The 21,727-nt window shown below is 25.2% G+C and carries 18 protein-coding genes and 1 riboswitch; of the genes, 4 read left to right on the top strand and 14 right to left on the bottom strand.

All coding sequences use genetic code 11. The features are described 5' to 3' along the window. Window positions 1-55 precede the first annotated feature (55 nt). Both ACYUET_RS00630 and ACYUET_RS00625 read left to right on the top strand, forming a co-directional pair. Complete coding sequence (locus tag ACYUET_RS00630) at window positions 56-727, top strand: response regulator transcription factor (RefSeq protein WP_460277111.1); 672 nt, start codon at window positions 56-58, stop codon at window positions 725-727. Next, window positions 728-2,242, top strand: a complete 1,515-nt coding sequence (locus ACYUET_RS00625) for a sensor histidine kinase (protein WP_460277110.1) — start codon at window positions 728-730, stop codon at window positions 2,240-2,242. A gap of 131 nt (window positions 2,243-2,373) precedes the next feature. Here the strand turns inward: ACYUET_RS00625 and ACYUET_RS00620 are convergent, their stop codons facing one another. Beyond that, window positions 2,374-4,353, bottom strand: a complete 1,980-nt coding sequence (locus tag ACYUET_RS00620; protein ID WP_460277109.1) for a fructose-1,6-bisphosphatase — start codon at window positions 4,351-4,353, stop codon at window positions 2,374-2,376. A gap of 191 nt (window positions 4,354-4,544) precedes the next feature. On the opposite strand from ACYUET_RS00620, the gene ACYUET_RS00615 reads away from it, so the two are divergent. Further along, complete coding sequence (locus tag ACYUET_RS00615; protein ID WP_460277108.1) at window positions 4,545-4,883, top strand: hypothetical protein; 339 nt, start codon at window positions 4,545-4,547, stop codon at window positions 4,881-4,883. Window positions 4,884-5,105: 222 nt separating this feature from the next. On the opposite strand, the gene ACYUET_RS00610 is transcribed toward ACYUET_RS00615, so the two are convergent. From ACYUET_RS00610 to ACYUET_RS00575, 8 genes are all read right to left on the bottom strand, one after another. Then, window positions 5,106-5,966, bottom strand: a complete 861-nt coding sequence (locus tag ACYUET_RS00610; protein WP_460277107.1) for an NAD(P)/FAD-dependent oxidoreductase — start codon at window positions 5,964-5,966, stop codon at window positions 5,106-5,108. 17 nt (window positions 5,967-5,983) lie between these two features. Next, entirely contained in the window at window positions 5,984-6,298 is a 315-nt protein-coding gene (gene trxA / locus ACYUET_RS00605; protein ID WP_460277106.1) for a thioredoxin, read from the bottom strand. A gap of 255 nt (window positions 6,299-6,553) precedes the next feature. Further along, complete coding sequence (locus tag ACYUET_RS00600) at window positions 6,554-8,260, bottom strand: ABC transporter ATP-binding protein (RefSeq protein ID WP_460277104.1); 1,707 nt, start codon at window positions 8,258-8,260, stop codon at window positions 6,554-6,556. Between the two features lie 124 nt (window positions 8,261-8,384). Next, a complete protein-coding gene (locus ACYUET_RS00595; protein WP_460277103.1) occupies window positions 8,385-9,056 on the bottom strand; it encodes an ABC transporter ATP-binding protein in 672 nt (223 codons plus the stop codon). Next, window positions 9,040-9,810 (bottom strand): ABC transporter permease, encoded by a 771-nt coding sequence (locus ACYUET_RS00590; RefSeq protein ID WP_460277101.1) that lies wholly within the window; start codon window positions 9,808-9,810, stop codon window positions 9,040-9,042. Before ACYUET_RS00590 ends, ACYUET_RS00595 begins: the two co-directional genes overlap by 17 nt. Continuing rightward, entirely contained in the window at window positions 9,785-10,759 is a 975-nt protein-coding gene (locus tag ACYUET_RS00585) for an ABC transporter substrate-binding protein (protein ID WP_460277100.1), read from the bottom strand. The genes ACYUET_RS00590 and ACYUET_RS00585 overlap by 26 nt, the downstream gene beginning before the upstream one ends. Before the next feature lie 489 nt (window positions 10,760-11,248). Beyond that, entirely contained in the window at window positions 11,249-11,668 is a 420-nt protein-coding gene (locus tag ACYUET_RS00580) for a YaaR family protein (protein ID WP_460277099.1), read from the bottom strand. A 252-nt stretch (window positions 11,669-11,920) separates the two neighbouring features. After that, window positions 11,921-14,455 (bottom strand): cation-translocating P-type ATPase, encoded by a 2,535-nt coding sequence (locus ACYUET_RS00575; RefSeq protein WP_460277098.1) that lies wholly within the window; start codon window positions 14,453-14,455, stop codon window positions 11,921-11,923. Between the two features lie 211 nt (window positions 14,456-14,666). Next, a riboswitch (NiCo riboswitch) is annotated at window positions 14,667-14,765 on the bottom strand. A 569-nt stretch (window positions 14,766-15,334) separates the two neighbouring features. Between ACYUET_RS00575 and ACYUET_RS00570 the strand changes: the two genes are divergently transcribed. Next, a complete protein-coding gene (locus ACYUET_RS00570; RefSeq protein ID WP_460277096.1) occupies window positions 15,335-15,637 on the top strand; it encodes a hypothetical protein in 303 nt (100 codons plus the stop codon). A 124-nt stretch (window positions 15,638-15,761) separates the two neighbouring features. Here the strand turns inward: ACYUET_RS00570 and ACYUET_RS00565 are convergent, their stop codons facing one another. The 5 genes from ACYUET_RS00565 to ACYUET_RS00545 form a co-directional block, all read right to left on the bottom strand. Beyond that, on the bottom strand, window positions 15,762-16,457 hold the full coding sequence (locus ACYUET_RS00565) for a TraX family protein (RefSeq protein ID WP_460277094.1): 696 nt from the start codon (window positions 16,455-16,457) through the stop codon (window positions 15,762-15,764). Window positions 16,458-16,958: 501 nt separating this feature from the next. After that, window positions 16,959-17,969, bottom strand: coding sequence for an ATP-binding protein (locus tag ACYUET_RS00560; protein ID WP_460277093.1), 1,011 nt, complete (start codon window positions 17,967-17,969; stop codon window positions 16,959-16,961). Further along, window positions 17,966-18,637, bottom strand: coding sequence for a response regulator transcription factor (locus ACYUET_RS00555; protein WP_460278221.1), 672 nt, complete (start codon window positions 18,635-18,637; stop codon window positions 17,966-17,968). Before ACYUET_RS00555 ends, ACYUET_RS00560 begins: the two co-directional genes overlap by 4 nt. Window positions 18,638-18,947: 310 nt before the next feature. Beyond that, on the bottom strand, window positions 18,948-20,966 hold the full coding sequence (locus tag ACYUET_RS00550) for an FtsX-like permease family protein (RefSeq protein WP_460277091.1): 2,019 nt from the start codon (window positions 20,964-20,966) through the stop codon (window positions 18,948-18,950). Then, a complete protein-coding gene (locus tag ACYUET_RS00545; RefSeq protein WP_460277089.1) occupies window positions 20,956-21,723 on the bottom strand; it encodes an ABC transporter ATP-binding protein in 768 nt (255 codons plus the stop codon). The genes ACYUET_RS00550 and ACYUET_RS00545 overlap by 11 nt, the downstream gene beginning before the upstream one ends. Window positions 21,724-21,727: the final 4 nt, after the last annotated feature.

The following is a 21,727-nucleotide window of genomic DNA, read 5'->3' as shown; positions in this document are numbered from 1 at the left end:
TGCTAAAATATAGAGAAAAGTATTGCTATTTAACTTTAAAAGGGAGATGAACATTATGAAAAAGTCTATTTTAATTGTAGAAGACGAACTTAAAATTAGATTTTTACTTAGAGACTATCTTATAAAAGATGAATTTAATGTATTTGAAGCCTCTAATGGTGAAGAAGGATTAATAACCTTTAGTAAAGAAAAAATTGATTTAATAATTTTAGATATAATGATGCCAAAAATGGATGGTTTAACTATGCTTAGAAAACTTAGAGAAGTATCTAGTATTCCTGTTATTTTGCTTACTGCTAAAGGAGAAGAAGAAAATAAACTTGAAGGATATGATTATGGTGCTGATGATTATGTAACTAAACCATTTAGTCCTAAAGTCTTAATAGCTAAAGTTAAAGTCTTACTTAAAAGAACACGACAAAACCTAGACTCTAGTATACAAAATTTTAATGGTCTTAGTATTAATCAGCTTTCTCATGAAGTTAAAATTGATGATATAGATATTACCCTATCTCCAAAAGAATATGAACTTTTAATTTATTTAATTAATAATCAAGGGATAGCTTTAAGTCGTGACAATATATTAGATAATGTATGGGGCATTGATTACTATGGTGATATTCGTACTGTGGATACAAATATAAAAAGATTAAGAGAAAAATTATTAGATAAAGCATCTTACATAGTTACTGTACGTGGTAGCGGGTATAAATTTGAGGTAAAATAGATGAAAAAAAGTTTATCAAAAAGATTATTTATAATAACACTTGGCCTTATGTCAGGTTTAATGTTATTAATTTACTTTACGCAATCATTTTTGTTTCAAAAATTTTATTTTTATAGGAAAACTTCATTTTTAGTTAAAGAAATTAGTAAATTTCAAACACTCTATTCTTATCAAAATAATAATGACTATGCTTTATATCAAGCACTTGGAAAATTTGAAAATGATAATAACTCTAAAATAGCGATATTCTCTTTAAATGGAGAACTAATGTATTTACCTAGTAAATTCGAAAATGAAGAGGATATTAATATATTGACTGGTTTTTGTACTGAATTAATTAATAATAAATCTTTAATCTTAGACGTAATTAATTCTTCAAAAATTAAAGTTACTAATTTTTATAATCAAAATAATAGCACTCAAAAAATAGGAATAATTGCGCCTATGTCCTTAAAATCTCATAACGATAGTATCATAATATCTGTTTCTTCTATTCAGCCGATTGAAGAAGCATCAAAAGTTATCGATGAATTTTATATATATTTATTCTTAGGTTTGACTATTATTGCAATTATATTATCTTCAATTTATTCTAATTTAATTTCTAAACCATTAATAACATTAAATTCGGTTGCTAATAAAATGTCTAATATGAATTTTAATGTTTCATGTGATATTAATAGTGAAGATGAAATTGGTAACTTAGCCAGAACATTAAATTTCTTATCAAAAAATCTTCAGTCAGCATTATTAGATTTGCAACATAAAAATCAAAAGTTAGAAGAAGATATTGAAAAAGAGAGAAAATTAGAAAATATGAGAAAAGAATTCATAGCTGATGTTAGTCATGAACTAAAAACTCCTATTGGAATAATTAAAGGATATGCTGAGGGAATTAAAGATGGTATAGTTACTGGAGATGATGCTTTAAACTATTTAGAAACTATAATAGGAGAATCTCAAAAAATGGGAACTTTAGTTACAAATATGTTAGAGCTTTCAAAACTTGAATCAGGTACTGTAAAGCCTTCCCCAGAAGCTTTTAATATTAATAGATTAATAAATAAAATCTTAAAAAATCATAGTTTAAATATTGAAGAAAATAATCTCACTATAAATTTTTCTTCTTCAAATGATTATAGTTATGTTTATGCTGATACTTTCCAAATGGAACAAGTATTAACTAACCTTATTACTAATGCAATTAAATACACTCCTGATGGAAATTCTATAAATATAAGTATAAATGAAGAGAATGATAAATTTAAAATATCAATTCAAAATATGGGAATTAATATACCTGAAGAGGAGATTGATAAATTATTTGATAAATTTTATAGAATTGATAAATCTAGACAAAGATGTGAGAATAGCACAGGGCTCGGATTATCAATAGTAAAAAATATATTACAACTTCATAATAGTAAATTTAGTTTTAGAAATATTCCAAATGGTGTAGAATTTTATTTTTACTTAAATAAAATAATATCTCAAGATGACTATGATGATGAATAAGACAATTCTATGTTTACTTAAAAATAATTTTAGTGATATAGTTAATATTACATATTTAACTAAAGTAAAAGGCTATCTAAAATACTTAAAGAATGTATTTTAGATGGCCTCATTTTATTATAAATATTAATTTATCTCATTTCCTTTATTAAACCTTTTCTATAAATTGTTAATAATGCCTTCAAATCTTTAATTTGATTCTTCAATTCCATACCTATATCAGTATCTCCTACTGTTTTTCTTTTTAACTTTTGTTCTATTACCATTATTGTTGATAAAATATCTTTTTCCTGCATTATTGATTCTTCTGTAGAAGAAAAGTACTCATGAGATACTATTTGCAATCCATATGAATTATATATAAGTGTATACCCTGCTATTCCTGTTTGCTTTTGATAGGCCTTAGAGAATCCTCCATCTATTACTATTAGTTTCCCATTAGCTTTTATAGGACTTTCTCCTTCTTTTTTCTTAACAGGTACATGTCCATTTATTATTATTGATTCTTTAGATTTCAATCCAAATTCCCCTAATACTATATTACACATTTTTTCACTATCTCTATAATCATAATATGATGTCTTTTTTTCTATATGGGATTCTTCATCATCAATAAAATATCTTTCAAAAGTCTTCATCTGTTCTTTACCAAATAGAGGTGATACAGGTCCTGTCCATAAATACCACATAATATCCATACCATAAAGTTTACCTTGACTATCAACTTTTTCAAAATAACCTTCTCTTGATAAAGAATCAAACTTTTCCATCAATTTTTTACCTTTATATTCTTTGTCGTGTATCTTCATACTTTTAAAATTAAAATTTTCATCTATAGGAATACATCCATGAAACAAAAGATTTGAATTACATTTTAAAAACATGCTTCCCTTTGAAAAAAGAAATCTAATATGCTTTTGTAGTTTTTCACTATTAGTAAAAGAAAATACCAATTTATCTATAAGAATAACTTCATCAGGTGTAAGTTCATAAGGATTATCTGGATTTATTGTAGGAAAGTTAGTATCATTTAATTTATATTCTTTTCCTTCTAGTATTATTGTTCCTTTTTTATAATCTATTTTATCTAATAGTAATCTATTTTCTAATTCAAATTCTGGTCTTCTATCTATAACTTCTTTTTCTAGTTTAAATTGTAAAACAGTAATTGCCTTATGCATTTTTGAAACTAATTCTATCTCCTGATTTAAGGTTGAATTTTCTTCTTTTACTTTAGGTATAAAATCTTTACATGGATCATCTTTATAATATTTTAAAGCAAATGTTGCTAATGGCAAAAGATTTATCCCATATATCTCCTCTATTAAATCTAAGTTTGCATATCTTGTAGATATTCTTACAACGTTTGCTATACACGGTTTTACCCCAGCAGCCGCCCCCATCCATAGCATATCATGATTCCCCCATTGAATATCAACTGAATGATAATCCATAAGTGTATCTAATATTATATCTGGCCTTGGTCCTCTATCATATATATCTCCTATTATATGAAGTCTATCTATAACTAACCTTTGTATAAGTTTTGATAAAGCAATAATAAATTCTTTAGCCCTTCCTATATCAATAATTGTAGTTATTATTCTATCATAATATTCTTGTTTATCTATACCATTGAATTGTTCATGTAATAATTCTTCTATTATATAAGCAAAATCAACTGGTAATGCTTTTCTCACTTTAGATCTTGTGTATTTAGACGAAGAATATCTACAAATCTCTATAAGTCTGTTTAAAATTATTTTATACCAATCATCTATATCTTTTTCTTCTTTTAATACTATATCTAATTTTTGTTCTGGATAATATATTAAAGTAGCCAAACTTTTTTTATCACTTTCCAATAAAGAGTTCCCAAATACGTCTTCTATCTTTCTTTTTACAACACCTGATGCATTTCTTAATACATGAATAAAATGTTCATATTCTCCATGAATATCACTTAAAAAGTGTTCTGTTCCTTTAGGCAAATTTAATATAGCCTCTAAATTTATAATTTCTGTTGATGCAGCTGCTATAGTAGGATATTGTTTTGCCAATAATTTGAAATACTTTAATTCTTTAATATCATCCTTTTCATTTTTATTCATTTTACCCTCCCATAATTCATATAATATGTTGTAATCTTAACTATTATATAAACAACTTTAAATACCCTTTATAAAATATTAAATCATTTAATGTAAATTTTGTCCATTAATATAAATATTTATTTTGTAAAGTTTTACTAATTGTATCCGAATATATATATTGTAGAGTAATTTAAAGGGGGGTATATAAAATGATTAATACTAATTATTATACTGATAACGACTACTTAATACCTAAAATAGAAGGTACTAATAAAATTTTAGATCGCCATACTTTTAATTCACTTTATTATACAAATAAAAAAATGAATTATGATAAATCATTCAAAGAAACTTTAAATGGTTTTATTTCTTTAAAAAACAATAAATCTTTATTAGACAAACTTATTTCAGCAAACAAAGGATTGATTGATATTAATGATATTTCTAAAAGTTTAGTTGATATTGATAATTTATCAGAATCGTTAGAAACTAATAAAGAATCTTTGTACAATAAGATTAAAACTGTACGTGCTTTGAAAAACAAATAAAAAATTCATCAAGGCGAATATAAAAATAATAGCTGTATTTAGTAATAAATACAGCTATTTAGGTATATGAAAAAAATAGCGAGTCCAAAATGCTATGATTATTTTTTCATTAGACAAGAAACAGATTGGTCTCATAGAAAGCCTATTAGGCAAATTTGCTCACGCAGTATAATGGAAAATAGGCTTGACAGATGGACTTGTTATTTTTTAGGTTATGCCTTACTATTTTAAAGAATCCAAATATGCTACTGCACTTAAGGCTGCTATATTACCTTCTCCTGCCGCTTTAATATATTGATATGGCTTACCAACACAATCTCCAGCTGCAAAACAACCTTTTATACTAGTTTGCATATTTCTATCTACTTCAACATGCCCATCTAATATTTTAAGTCCTGGTACTAGTTGTTTAGGTGATATGGAATCTTTTAATAGAAAAACTCCATCTGTTTCTAGTTCATTATCTTTTAATACTAGTTTTTCTACTCTTTGATTTCCTATAATTTTTATTGGTTTATCTTCTATAATATTTACCTTATCATTTATATTATATACATCTCTATACATAGGTATATAATAAACAGATTCAGCTAATTCACTAACATATGAAGCATCTTTTTCGCCTTCTTTATTATAAGATATTATAGAAACTACTTTATCTTTGTATAAAGGTGCATCACATGTTGCACAATACCCAACTCCTTTTCCTAAAAATTCTTCCTCACCTTCAAGTGCTTTTGTATATTCCACTCCAGTAGCAAGAATTACGGTTTTAGCCTCATACATCTTTTCATTAACCATTAAAGTAAAATATTCTCCCATTGCGTAAATATTATTTACACGCTCTTCTTGAATATTTATATCCATAGATTTTATATGATGTATAAATTTTTCCTTTAATTCTTCTCCTGTTACTCCATAAAAGCCCAAATAATTATTGACCTTAGGAGCTTTTTGCAATTTAGAGCTTAGATTTTTATTTCCAAATATAATAAAACTCTTGTTTCTTATTTTAGCATTTAATGCTGCTGAAAGACCTGCTGGTCCACTTCCTATTATTGCTATGTCATATCTTTTTTCCATAGTTACCACCTTATTCTCTATAGGTTATTTTTGATTAAATCTTCTAAAGCTTCTTTTGGTAAAAATCCAACTGATGTTTCTACTGGTTTTCCACCTTTAAATAATTTAATAGTTGGTATACTTTGAATTCCATGTTGCATAGATATTAATGGATTTTTATCAACATCTACTTTTGTAAATTTAACATGTTTAAATTCTTTATCTAACTCTTCTAAAACTGGTGCTAACATTCTACAAGGTCCACACCAAGTAGCCCAAAAATCCACTAAAACTAATTCATCACAATTTAAAACTTCATTTTCAAAATCTGAATCATTTATATGCTTAATCATAATTCTCCTCCTTACTTATATCCATATATAAGTATATATTTTTATTCATTTTATTCCAATTTATTTTTTAATTAATCTATTAATCTTAATTATATTTTATATCTCTTCTATCAAAATATTCACTTGTATTAATTATTGTTCTAATTAATAGTATAAGTTCCAATAAAGTTTATTTATTAATATAATTACTATTATTATAACCTTGCATTAATATTTTTCTATATATAATCTAATATTGCAATTTTGGGTAATATATTAAATTGATGCTATATTTTGTAGTTTATTATATTCTCCATTTTGAGTAATCAATTGTTTATGAGTCCCTTTTTCAATTATTCCTTTATTCCCAATAACAACTATTTCATCTGCATTTTTAATTGTTGACAATCTATGAGCTACCACTATTGTAGTTCTTCCTTTACATAATTTTTTAAGTGATTCTTGTATTATATGTTCAGTTGCATTATCTAATGCAGATGTGGCTTCATCAAGTATCAAAACTGATGGATTCTTTAAAAATACTCTTGCAATAGAAATACGTTGTTTTTGCCCTCCTGATAGTTTAACTCCTCTTTCACCAATATATGTATCATAACCTTGAGGTAAGTTTTCAATAAATTCATGTATATTAGCCATTTTAGCAGCAGATAATATTTCCTCTTCAGTAGCATCATTTTTACCATATAAAATATTATCTCTTATTGTTCCTGTAAATAAAAATACTTCTTGCTGTACTATTCCAATGTTACTTCTTAAAGAATTTAAGCTTACATCATATATACTCTTACCATCTATCAATATATCTCCACGTTTTACATCATAGAATCTAGGAATAAGATTACAAATCGTTGTCTTACCTGTTCCTGAATGTCCAACTAAGGCTAGCATTTCTCCTGTCTTAATTTTAATAGAAAAATCTTTTAAAATATCTTGCCCATCATAACTAAAATCTATATTTTTAAACTCTATTTCGCCTTTTACATTTGATAGGTTTATTGCCTCTTCTTTATCTTTTTCTTGTTCTTCATTCATAATTTGCATATATCTTTCAAATCCAGTTATACCATTTTGAAACTGTTCCATAAAGTTTATTAATTTTTTAATTGGATCTGTAAAAAGTCTTATATATAGCATATATGCCATATAGTCACCAATATCTATAATCCCAACAAACGTAAAAATCCCACCACAAATTAATCCTATATAATTTAATACATCAATACCTAATCCAGCCCCAGCAAAATATTCTGCCATAACCTTATAAGCTTTTTCTCTAGCGACTATAAACCTCTTATTTCCGATTTCAAACTTTTCTTCTTCTGATTCATGACTTACAAATGCTTTAGAAATACTTATTCCAGAAATACTATTTTGAAGATTTGCATTTACTGCTCCTGTTTCAACTTTAGTATCTAAAAATGCTTTATTCATTCTTTTCCTTTGAAACATTGTAAAAATCACTATTGGTGGAATAAAAACAAATATTATTAATGTAAGTGGTATATTTATTGTACAAAGTATAATAAACGATCCTATAAGCATAACAATAGATATAAATATATCTTCTGGTCCATGATGAGCCAGCTCAGAAATATCCATTAAATCATTTATTATTCTAGACATTATATCTCCAGTTTTATTATTATCAAAATACTTATTAGGTAACCTTTGTAAATGCTTAAATACATCTCTTCTCATATCTGCCTGCATTCTTACCCCAACAACATGTCCCCAATATTGCATAAAGTATCCACACAAAGCTTTAACCATAAATATAAGTAATAGTACAACTGCAAACACTACTATTAACCTTATATTCTTATTCGGAATAGAATCATTTATAAGTGTTCTAGTCATCATTGGATATACTAAATCACATAGTGCTGCTATAAATGCTGCAATCAAATCAAAAATGAACAGTTTTTTATATGGTTTATAAAAACTAATAAATTTTTTTATCATATAATCCTTCCTTTCTTAAGATAACAATTTCTAACCCTCAGTTGAAAGCAAGTTTCACCTGAGACTAAGAACTTTGTTTATACTACAATATCAACATAATCTTAAAATATGTTTTAATTAATTTCTATCTTATTAATTTAATAATTTCTTCTTTAGAATTATATAAATCTTTAGAAAAAATCCTTTTTACTTCCACAGGCCTTTTTCCTAAAACTATTATATTTCCTTCAAAATATATTGCCTCCTCAACATCATGAGTAACTAATATAACCATTCTATTTTCTTTTAAAAGCATACTCCTAAATTCATCTATAATTTTATACTTTAATGTATAATCTAATGATTTAAATGGCTCATCCATCAATATTAATTTTGATGGTTTTCCAAAAGCTCTAGCTATATTTATTCTTTGTTTCATTCCTCCACTTAATTCACTCGGATATCTATCTTTCACATTTTCAAGTCCCAAAGACACAAGCAAATTATTAATTCTACTCTCTCTTTCCAAATCACTATAATATTTTTTTAAAGTAAGATTTAGATTTTCTTTAATTGTAAGCCAGTCTATTAACCTATCTTCTTGAAAAATATAACTTATGTCTTGTTGAGATATTCCTAAAATTTCACCATCATCTATTGAAATCATATGTGCTAAAATATTTAATAAAGTACTTTTACCACATCCCGATTCCCCTATTATACAATTAACTTTTTTATCTGAAAATTGTAAATTAAAATTTTCAAATATTCTCTCATTATTATAAGATTTTGTTAAATTTCTAACTTCCAATTTCATTTTTCTTCCACCTGTATGTACTATTTTTAAAAATTCTATTAATAAATTCAAAAATTATTGATATTACGGCAATTATAACTATCCATGCAAATATTCCACTGGTATTAAAATTAACCTTTTCTAATTGTATTGCAGAGCCAATACCAAATTTAGGTTGTCCATGTACTTCTCCAGCAATAACAACCTTAAAAGCCAATGAAAATGTAGACACAAATATGCTTATTAAATAAAACTTTATAATTGGCCAATATACACTTCTTATTCTATCATTTAACGATACCTCATATATATCTAGCATTTCAATCAACTTTTTATCAAAATTTATAAGATTACTCAAGATTCCTTCATATAATATTGGAAATATTATAGCAAATCCTACTACAAACGGTGCTTTATCTTTATTAAACCAAACTAATGCCAAAACAACTAATACCATTGTTGGAATAGTTTTTGCAAAAGCATTAATAGGTGCCATTAAAAATTTAAAAAAGGGGTACAAAAATGTTAGTACCCCTAAAACTACAGCTAATAATACAGCAAAAATATAACTTAGTGCTGTCCTATATAAACTACTTAAAATTATTTTTAAGAAATCATCATTGCAAATAATATTTTTAGTTTCACCTAGTATTTGATTTATTGTTGGAAGATATATATCATTATTAATTATCGTCGCCAAAACTTGCCATACTATTAAAAAAAATAAACATGATAATAAAATACCTAATTTACTTCTCCATGTATATTCCTTCATCTGGCACTTTTCCTCCTACCGTATTACTATCAAATTCATATAGTTTATTAAAATAAGTTTGATATTCTTTAATAGAATCCTTAATAGCTATATATTTTATATTAGATTTATCCATTGCTGAAATTATTATTGGTTTTTTTGCAGAAACTCCTATTTCTTCACAATATGTTCCTAATCCTTCTCTATCTTCATATGCCCATGTAGTACTATTTTTAATTTCTTTTAAAATATTATCTACAAATTTTTTATCTTTACTTACTAAATCTTTTTTTACTATTATTGTTGATTGTGGAAATCCATATTCTATATTATTGTCTTTTTTCCATTCTTCATTAAGATTTAAAATTACATTTAGGTTTTCTTTCTTACTCGAAACATTAGATAAAGCTGGTTCTGGTAATACCGCATATTTAGCTTTATCAGATAATATTATTGGTGAAAGCTCTGTCACTCCACCTACATAACTAAAGTTAATATCTTTATCAACATCTATTCCCTTATTTTTCAAAACCAATTTAGTTATAATATCAGGAGTTAATCCCTTTCCTATATTATATATTTCTTTACCTTTTAAGCTTTCAACTGTTTGGTTATCCTCAGTTGAAACTAAGAAAAATGATCCCCAACCTACGGTTCCAGCTATTACATAATCTCCATTTTTATTAAAAGATGTAGCTGCTAAATTTGAAGGGACTATTGCAATATCAGGCTCACCTTTCATAACAGATGTAACTACATTATCCGATGTTTTTTCTATGTTATATTTAACGTTATATCCCTTTTTTATTTCTGGTTTTTCTTTTATAATTTTAGCTACTGATATAGCTGGAAGACCATCTGGAACTATAAAGTTAATTTCTTTAGTATCATCTGTCATGTTAGAACCAGTACATCCTGTAAACATAAAGATTGATAAGAGTAATACTAAAAATATCGATATTTTTTTCATTAAAATTCACATCCTTAAATTATCTTTAATAATGATTATAATAACACAATTATATTAAAACCTAAAATTAAGTATATCCAAAAAACAATAATTAAATGTATTATTTTACATTTATACTAAAAATAAATTTTCTACTCCAAATTTAATTAACAATTTTAAAAAACTTTCTAGTCTTAGATTTTATTAAAATTTCTGTCTTAAAAAACTATAATTTTCTGTAAAATAAAAAATGATATTAGCCTAATTTAAAGTTAATATCATTTGTTAGGTATATGAAATAAAATAATAAAGCAAAGAGACTCTGTATATCATGTGTCAGATAAAGAATTAAGCTCAGTTAATAGCAAATTGCTGATACAGTATGATACAAAATAGACGAGCATATTAGTCTATTATTTTTTTGAATGTGCCTTAATATAATTCCATGACACTTCTACATATATAAATTTTAGCCAAAGTCAAAACCTTATCCTTAATTAAAAAATCTATTTATCTATATATATCTACAATTAATCCTTGAATTTCATCTATAGTTGAAGCAATATTTATATTTTCTTTTTCTTCTGATAAAAGTAAATTAGTTAATTCTTCAAGTTTTTCATCTATCGTATCTACTGTAACGAAATATTGTGTTTGCCAAAAACTAATATCTTTTTTAGTGTCATACATAAACTTTAAAATAGATTCTAAATACTCTTTTATCATCTTCTTATACATAGCAACATCAACATACGTTTTTGTTAATACAAGCTTATTTCCTCTCTTCTTTATATCATCCATCAATTTTCGAAGTTGTTCCTCTGATTTTCTTTCTCTAGCATGATTAAAACTTTGTGAGAAATCTTTTTTTTCTGATACAATTTTTCTTTCAGATGTTACACTTCCACTTCGTACTCTCCCTATTTCCATAACAATTCAATCCTTTCTTTAAGCCTAATTATAACAAAAAAATTAATGTTTCTCCAATTTTCTTTATTATATTATATCGTATAAATTATTTACATAAAACAAAAATATATATAAGTTCCAATAAAGTTTGTTCATTAATATAAAACTCGTTGTACATTAAAATACACAACGAGTTTTAGCCACATAAAAATAAATAACAAATCCAAAAGTTCAATGGATATTTTTCATCAGGAAAGGAGAAATATATAATCTTTATTTGGTTCTAGAATAGATGCATTTAATAAACTTAATAATTTCATACCAAAGCACTGATAGTGCTGCAATTCCAAAACTTAGTAAAAATTGTCCAATATTAAGCGGTGCTAATTTTAAAAACCCATTTAAAGGAGTATATAGAATTATTAATATACCTAGTATTGTTCCTATATTAACAATCCACATAATTTTATCCTTTATTAAATACTTCATTGATTTTAACACAAAAACTGAATCCGAACTATTCACTTGTACAAGAAAAAGATTTGCTATCATAATTATTACGAGTCCCATTGAACGAGCAACTTCTGCATCTTTAATTCCTTGATTAAGAATTATAAAGTACATACCAAATGAAGCCACAAAAACTACAATTCCCTGCAAAATATTTTTAACAAGTGTACCTGTTGTTAAAATTTTTTCATTTGAATTACGAGGTTTACGTTCCATAATATCATCTTCCGCTGGTTGACGTTCTAAAACAATTGAACACGTCGGATCTATAATAAGTTCTAAAAGGACTACATGAATTGGTAATAAAAACAGATTAGCTGAACTAATTTTAAGCATTGGAGCTAATAATGATGCAAATGCAATTGGAATATGAATAGTAAAGACATACCCCATAGCCTTACGAATATTATCATATATTCTACGTCCGTCTTTTATAGTATCTACAATTACAGAAAAATTATCGTCCATAAGAATTAAATCAGCAGCTTCACGAGAAACTTCAGACCCATGTTTCCCCATAGCTATACCAATATCAGCATATTTTAAAGCCGGTGCATCATTTACACCATCACCAGTCATTGCTACAATTTCTCCATTATCTTTAAAAGCCCTAACAATACGCATTTTATGTTCTGGCACAACACGAGAAAATATACTCACCTCTTTCACACGTTTACATAATTCTTCATCACTCATATTATTAAGTTCATCACCAGTAATAATATTTTCACTATTAGGCATACCAATTTGTTTTGCTATACTACTTGCAGTAATGCCATTATCTCCAGTAATCATAACTACTCTTACTCCTGCACGTGTACAATGATAGATATCCTCTTTTACCGATTTTCTTGGAGGATCAGTAAGTCCAATCAATCCTGATAGTGTAAGACTACAATCTATAAGTTTTGTTGGTATTTCAGATTCATTTTTCACATGCATTTCTCCTACCGCTATAACTCTTAATCCACGTTTAGACATATCTATAATTTTATCTTCTGTTAATTTACGTTCTTTTTCTGAGAGATTGCAAATTGTTAAAATACGTTCAGGGGACCCTTTCGCTGCAATTATAATTTCTCCATCATGCCTCCAAACATGTCCCATCATTTTTAACTCATTAGTAAAAGCATACTCTGTTATTAGTTCTCCTCCAAATAAATGGTTTTTTAATATTCCTAAATTTTCACAATAATTTAACATTGCTTTTTCCATTGGATCATATGCATCCGTCTCACATGCTAAACCCATTATTTCACATAAGCATAGTTTGTTATCTTCTTTATTAAATGACCAAGTATCACACACTGTCATCTTATTCATTGTAATAGTTCCAGTTTTATCAACACAAAGTACTGAAACAGCCCCTAATGTTTCTACTGATGGCAATTTACGAACAAGTGACTTTTTTTTAGCAAGCCTCCATGCTCCCATAGATAAGAATACAGTAAGAATAACTGGAAATTCTTCTGGTATCATTGCCATTGCAAGAGTTATACCTGACAAAATACTTTCAATAATTCTATCTTTAAGTTCATGATCTGAAATATTAAAATAAGTTATTATACCAACCAATATAAATAATACAGCAGCGATTCCTGACCATAGTTTTACTAAGCTACCAGTCTGTTTTTGAAGTTGCGTTGGTTTTTCTGGTGCTGATGCCACATCATTACCTATCTTCCCATATTCAGTAGATAAACCTATTTTATCTACTAATATATAAGCACTTCCTTGTATAACTAAAGTTCCTGCATAACAATAATCATTTCTCCAATAATCTGTAGAAAATTCTGAATTCTCAATAGTTGTTTTCCAAACACCTTCGGCTTCACCAGTTAACGAGGATTCATCAACACATAAATCGCTTGCTTTAAGTATTTCTCCATCTGCTGGAATTTTTATTCCCTCTGTAATAATCATTAAATCACCTGGCACTAAATCTATACTAGGTATTAAAATTTCTTTTCCATCCCTAATTACAGTAATATTGGGTTCAGATAAATCTTTAAGTGCATTTAATGTTTTATCTGTTTTCCATTCCTGTATTACATCTATACTTATAACACCAACCACAAAAATTAGCATAACTGCTCCATCTCGTGGTTCTCCTAATACAAAGTATATTACTGCTGCTAAAATCAATAGTAAAAACATAGGTTCACATATAATATTAATAACTTTTTTAAAAAAACTCTGTTTTTGATTTGGTATTAGTTCATTTTTTCCATATCTTTGTTGTCGTTTTTTTACTTCTATACTAGTTAACCCATTAGTTATAATTTGTTCTTTTGTCATAAAAGTTACCCCCTTATCGCCTAACTGGCGTTTTAAGATAGCTCTATGGCACTTCATACATCCAACATAATTTTTTATTATTCCACGTGTATATTTTTTTTATTCTTTAGACAATATCTTTATATTTATAAGCTAAACTTTCATAAAAGTTATCTATAAATTTAATTTCTTTACTTTCTAAAGAATAAAAAAACACACCTGCGGAACATACTACTGTCCCGCAGATGTGCATGTTTCATCTGCTGCTGCCTATTGCAGCCCGGCCTCATGAACCATACAATAGATCCATCGCCTGCTCAGTTTGTACTGTAGATTTATATGCAGTGCAAAGAGATTCTTTATATTTTAATATATGCATTACTGTATAAAAGTGAAACTTTTCTTATTATTTTACTTTTTAATAACAAACTATAACAATTTTTAAACTAATTTTCTATATTATTTAACTCTTATAGCAAATTTATAATGATTATACACTTCAATAGTTTCTGGCATATCTATGCACATTATAGATATCTCTTCTCCTTTTAATTATTTGTGATAAATAATTATATATTTATCACTATATTTTAGATATTCTATATTTTATTCCTTTTTTACTATCTTGGTAATTATTAAACTCATCAAATTTATTATCAAAGTAAAATGTTCCTATAAGTTTTTTAATTTATATTATATATGTTGCAACTTTAAATGTGCTACAAAATACTATACGATTCTTTAATTTATTGAATAATTTTTATTGTAACATATATATTAATTTAGACCTTATAAGATTTTACTATTTTTGATTATTATTTTTATAAATTTTCCTAGTATTAATTAATAAATTTTTATACTAATATTTATATATAAACTTAACATTAGGAGGTATTTATTATGATAGTTAAATGTATAGATAATAATTTATGCTCAACTTTAACTTTAGGTAAAGAATATTTAGTTATTGAGGAAGCCCCTGAATATTTCGTTATTATTGATGATAAAAGTGAAGAAACTACTTGTAGAAAGTCTCGCTTTAGAATAATAGAAGATGGAGAATTAGCTAAAAAAACCAAAGCTACTATTACAGAATTAACCCACCAATTAAATAATGATTTCATTGATATAAAACACTTTAATATTAGAAAAGATTCTAAAGGTCAAATTAAAGAAATATCTATTAAATTTAAATACGAGTAGTATATAATAAAAAGATTCACTAGAAAATTATACATCTAGTGAATCTTTTTATTAATGTAATTGTGTTATATCAAAGTCTTATCTCTTCTTATTTCAATCTAGTTTTTCTTTTACAATAATCAATTTAATACATATTGCTTATTAATACAATAATTATTAAATGTATAGGATAAAAACCATAAAAAAACCACTTTACACACTTATTATTTAAGCCTAATTTTCCATTGTACATATTAATAAATATTATTGAAAATACCATCATCCATTGATAATCCCATAAAAATATAGATTCAGTAAAATATTCTCCTAAACTTAAATTTCCTAAAACCGGCAACAAACTAAATACTATATAAACTATAGACATAATAACTTTCTTCTCTCTAAAAAAATAAAACGTTAATATCATTCCTAAACCATAATATGATGCTTCTGTAAACATCATTAATACAGATACTAATACTCCAAATATTAATTTCTTACTATTTGTTTTATTTTCTTTACAATATTCTATAATACTCATTAGTATTACACCTAATCCTAATGATAAAAATACATTATTATGTATATCTAAAATAATATCTATTATTGCCATTAACCCTGCAAATCCTAAAAGTCTTCCACTATATTTTTTTCTACTTTTTGTATAAAAAAATCCTTCTACTATTAAATAGAAAAATATTGGTGCTGCTAATTTTCCTAAGTATCCAAACCATATTGGAATATTTATATCCCCTTTACCTGCACTATAAGTATAAACATGATCTAAAGTCATAAATATAATTGCCATAATTTTTAATATAAAAGTATTAAATCTTTTCATCTGTTTTCCTCCTAACAATTTTTAAATTCATTACACTAACGATTTTAAATTATTTATACTTAATTACATATTGTTTTACATTTCATTAAGATTACATTTTTGTAAGTTAATATGTTTAAAATAAACATACCTAAAAAAACTCTGTAAATATCACTTTATATTTGTGTTATTTACAGAGAATATTTAAATTATTAATATCATTTTTTATTTTAACTTATTATATCATTTCAAAATTTTCTTCATCGTAGCCTACAAATATTACTAAAGCAATTATTTTTATTACTTCAAAAATGTTTTTCATTTAAATCAGCTCCTTGTTTTATCTTATGAATTAATTATAGCTGATTTTAAAATTATCTTATATTTATTAGTCTTACACTTATCTTTCATTATTGTAATATAAGTGTGAACTGTTGCTAAAACTTTATAAAGCTTGAAAATTTGGCATTTGAATTTGCTTTATACTATAATATCAACCTTCACTTAACAAATGATTAATTATTAAAAATTCATAAAGTTACTTAACGGAAAAATTATATTAACCTTAGTTCCTTCGTTTACTTTTGAATCAATATTAATACCTAATCCAAGTTTATTGCAAAGTTTTTTACATAAATACAAGCCCATTCCCGTTGCTTTTCCAAACTTTCTTCCATTCTCACCAGTAAAACCTTTTTCAAAAACTTTATTTATATCTTTTTCTACTATTCCAACCCCATTATCTTCTATAGTTAATATTATAGAATTTGAATTTTGAGATGAATAAATAGCTATTTTTCCGTCTCTCTCCTTTGAATATTTAATGGAATTCAATATTATCTGATTTAATATGAATTCAATCCATTGAATATCACTATATATTGTTTTATCTATATTTTTCACATCGAATTTTATTTTTTTATTAATAAAATCTCTAGAATTTCTTTTTATAACATTCATTACAACTTTATTTAATTCAACTTCTTTTATAATATAATCCTTATTAGCATCATTACTCCTTGAATAATATAATACCTGCTCTATGAATGTTTCAATTCTATTTATTTGAATATTTATTCTATCTGTTACTTGGTTGTTATTATTCTCTATAATTAATTTTGTTGATGCTATTGGCGTCTTTATTTCATGTACCCAAGTTTCAATATATTCTCTATAATCATGTTGCATATCTTTATAATATTTCACATTTTCATTCATATATCTACATGTCTCTTTAAGTATATTATAAATAATTCTTCCATCAATAAAATTAGGTTCATTTATAACTTCTGATAATAAATATTTTTTCTCTAAATTTTCTAATATTCCCTGAATCTCATCATAATATCTCTTATGTTTTATTAATTCTATGATCATATATGAAACTAATGGTACAAACCAAATACAAAAAGTTAAAAAAATTATAACTATAGATATATCTATTAAAATCATTATAGTTGCAACAAAAATAAATAAGACTAAATTTAAAAATAAAAAAGGAGCTTTTTCTTTTAAAAATTCCTCTATACTCATTGAATTATATAACCTAATCCTCTCTTAGTTTCTATAATATTCTCTGCTCCTATATCAATAAGCTTCTTTCTTAATCTTGTAACATTTACTGAAAGAGTATTATCATCTACAAAACAATCTGAATTCCATAAATAATTCATAAGAGTTTCTCTTGATACTATATTCCCTTTATTTTTTATTAAAAATGAAAGTATCTTAATTTCATTTTTAGTTAATTCTAATGATTTTTCTCCTACCTTAATAGTAGCATTGGCTAAATTTATATTTAAATTTTTATATGTTAAAGTATCCTGTGATGAATTATTTCCATAAGTCCTTTTTAAAATAGAACTTATACGTGCTAATAATATTTCCGTATTGTATGGCTTAGTTATAAAATCATCTGCTCCAAAATTCATACTCATAAGTTCATCCACTTGACTATCTCTACTAGTTACTATAATTATTGGTACATCTGATTTTTTTCTTACCTCTCTACAAATATGATAACCATCAAAAAATGGAAGATTAATATCTAATAATATAATATTAGCATTTTCTTTTTCTATATAGTCTATAATATTACTAAAATCACTTGGTGATTTAACTTCATATCCATATCTATTTAAAAGATTTTCAAGTTCCTCTCTGATTACTTGATCATCTTCAACAATAATTATTTTCATAATCTCCTTCATCCTATCTATTTTTATTTAACCTTAGTTTATGTAATGTATTTTATAATTATATATTGTATACTGCAATTAAGTGCTTTAAAATTATTTCAATAAAAATTTTAAATTTAAACAGTAATTTAAATTTTAGATTTAAAAGGCTATCTTAAAAACATATTTATGTATTTTAGATAGCCTTTATATTTACTATTATTAATTAATTTATTGTTATTTCTAATATTATAATATAACTTAAAATTAACCTAAAAACATAGTATATTTATTTTAAAACAGCTCTTTTAGGTTATATTTTAAATATATTGTTTTATTTGCTACTTGTAATTATATTCTTATATCCTGTATATGTAGCATAAAAATATCCAATATAAACAATTAAAAACACTAAAGCTGTAATTAATGAATTCCCTAATATATTAGTATTATTAAACATAGATATAAAATTGTTACACACTTTTACACTAATAACTGAATGTATAAAAGCAAGGCCTATTGGAAGACTAAAATATATTAAAGTTTGAATAAATATAGTTTTATTAATCATCTTATCATTTGCACCAATTTTCTTTAATGATTTATATCTATCTGCACTATCACTAGCTTCCGATAATTGTTGTAATGCAAGTACTGCCATACTAGATATCAAAAATATTATTCCTAAATATATTCCAACAAATAATATTACTATTGTCATACCTTTATTTTCAGAATATACTTCCTCTTTTGTTATTCCATTTATAAAATCAGTCTTATTAAAATCTATCTTTTCACTTTTAAAACTATTAAAAAATTTAGATATTTTTTCTTGTGATTTTTCTTTACCCTTTTCACTATACTTTATATTTAAATTATCTGATAATGGTTTGAAATTATTTATCACTTCATCATTAACTATTAAAGTACAAATATTGCTTTTAACTAAATTAGTAATAAGAGAATCTTCTATTGTTTTATCATTTTTTATAGTATATTCTTTTTTATTTATATTAAGATTATGGTTATTTTCTAAAAATTTATTGATAATTGATACTATATCACTATTGTTAGATAATATTAAGACTTCATTATTTTTTAGAGTTACTGATTCTTTATCTTTCATTTTTTTTATTTTATTATAATCTGATAATTTAATAAGATGTACGTTTGAAAGTTTATAATTATCTAATTTGCTTTTATTTTTATCCTCTACATGTGCACTTATTAACTCTTTTATATCTACCTTTGAATCATATTCTTTGAAATATATGTATTTTTCTCCGTTATCAAATTCAAATCTAATATTTTTTAGGTTTTCTTCTATACTATCAAAATTATTATTTTCATCTATGTATAAAGTAGCACTTGCATCAAATGGAGTTGTATCTTTAAGACTTGATTCTAATGCACTTTTAAAAGCAATTCCTGTTGATAATATAGTAATAGTTAAAAATAACATTAAACACATTATAGCCATTGATAAAAAGTTTGTATTAATTTTACTATTTATTTGTTTTAATATAAATATATTTAATTCTTTAAAATATATTTTTTTATTCTTCTCTATTATGTATAGTCCAAATCCTGAAAGACTAAAGAAAAATAACAAAGTTCCAATTATCCCTAGCAAAATTGATAACGTAAATCTTATATCTTTAACATCTAATCCTACTGATAATATCATTTTATAAGCAAATCCAAGAGATACTATACATACTGTAAAGCTCATTAAATATATAATTGGGTTTTTAAATTTTATACTTTCATTTTTTTTACCTGCTCTTAATAAATCTATTATTTTATATTTTGATATAACAATTGTATTAAATATCATAACTAGTAAAAAAATCATCCCAAAATATAGTGCTGTTTTAACTATAGCAAAAGTGGAAATTGAGAATTTATATTCACTCATTCCTACATCAAATAGCTTTGCAGTAAAAACAGATAAACCTTGTGCTGCTACAAAACCCAATAAAAGTCCACTAGCTAAAGATAAAAGTCCAACTAAAAATGTTTCTAAAATTAATATTTTAGATATTTTGTTTTTTCCCATGCCTAATATCATATAAGTTCCTAATTCTTTTTTACGCTTTTTTATTAAAAAATTATTAGCATATAATATTAATCCGCCTAATATAACAGATACAAATACTGATATACCTGCTATAACATCATTTAATAACTTAATATATTGTGTGTCTGACTTATTAATTTCAAGAATAGCTTTTTGAGACTCTATTGAATTAAAGCTATAAAATATACAAACAGCTAATGTTAACGTTAAAAAATATATAGCATAATCTTTAAAACTCTTTTTTACATTTCCTATTGCAATTTTAGAATACATTATTATCATCTCCTCCTAAAAGGGTTATAACTTCTATAATTTTATTAAAAAATTCTTTTCTAGTATCATTTCCTCTTACTAACTCAGTAAATATTTGCCCATCTTTTATAAAGAGAATTCTATGTGCATAGCTTGCAGTAAATGCATCATGAGTAACCATAAGAATAGTAGATTTTAATTCCTTATTTAAGCATTCAAATCTTTCAAGTAATAATCTCGCTGCTTTTGAATCAAGTGCTCCTGTTGGTTCATCTGCAAGAACTAACGATGGATTTTTGACTATAGCTCTAGCACATGCTATTCTTTGTTTTTGTCCACCTGACATTTGATATGGATATTTGTTTAAAACCTGCTCAATCCCTAAATATTTAGAAACTTCTTGTATCTTTTTATCCACTTTAGAAACTTTTTCACCTTTTATAGTTAATGCTAATGCTATATTTTCATATGCTGTTAAAGTATCTAATAAGTTAAAATCCTGAAATATAAATCCCAATTCATTTTGTCTAAATTTTTCTAATGCTTTTGATTTAAGTCTTGTAATATCTTTATCATTAATTAGTATATTACCAGTACTAACATTATCTATTGTTGATATACAGTTAAGTAACGTTGTCTTACCACTTCCTGATGGTCCCATTATTCCAACAAATTCACCTTCATCAACCTTAAAACTAATATTATCAATTGCCTTTGTTACATTTGCTTTATTTCCATAATACTTTTCTATTTTTTCTACATTTAATATGTTTTTCATTGTA

The organism is Clostridium sp. CTA-5 (genome assembly GCF_054768135.1).
Note: the sequence above shows the minus strand (reverse complement) of the source record. Positions and strands in the feature narration are given on the sequence as shown.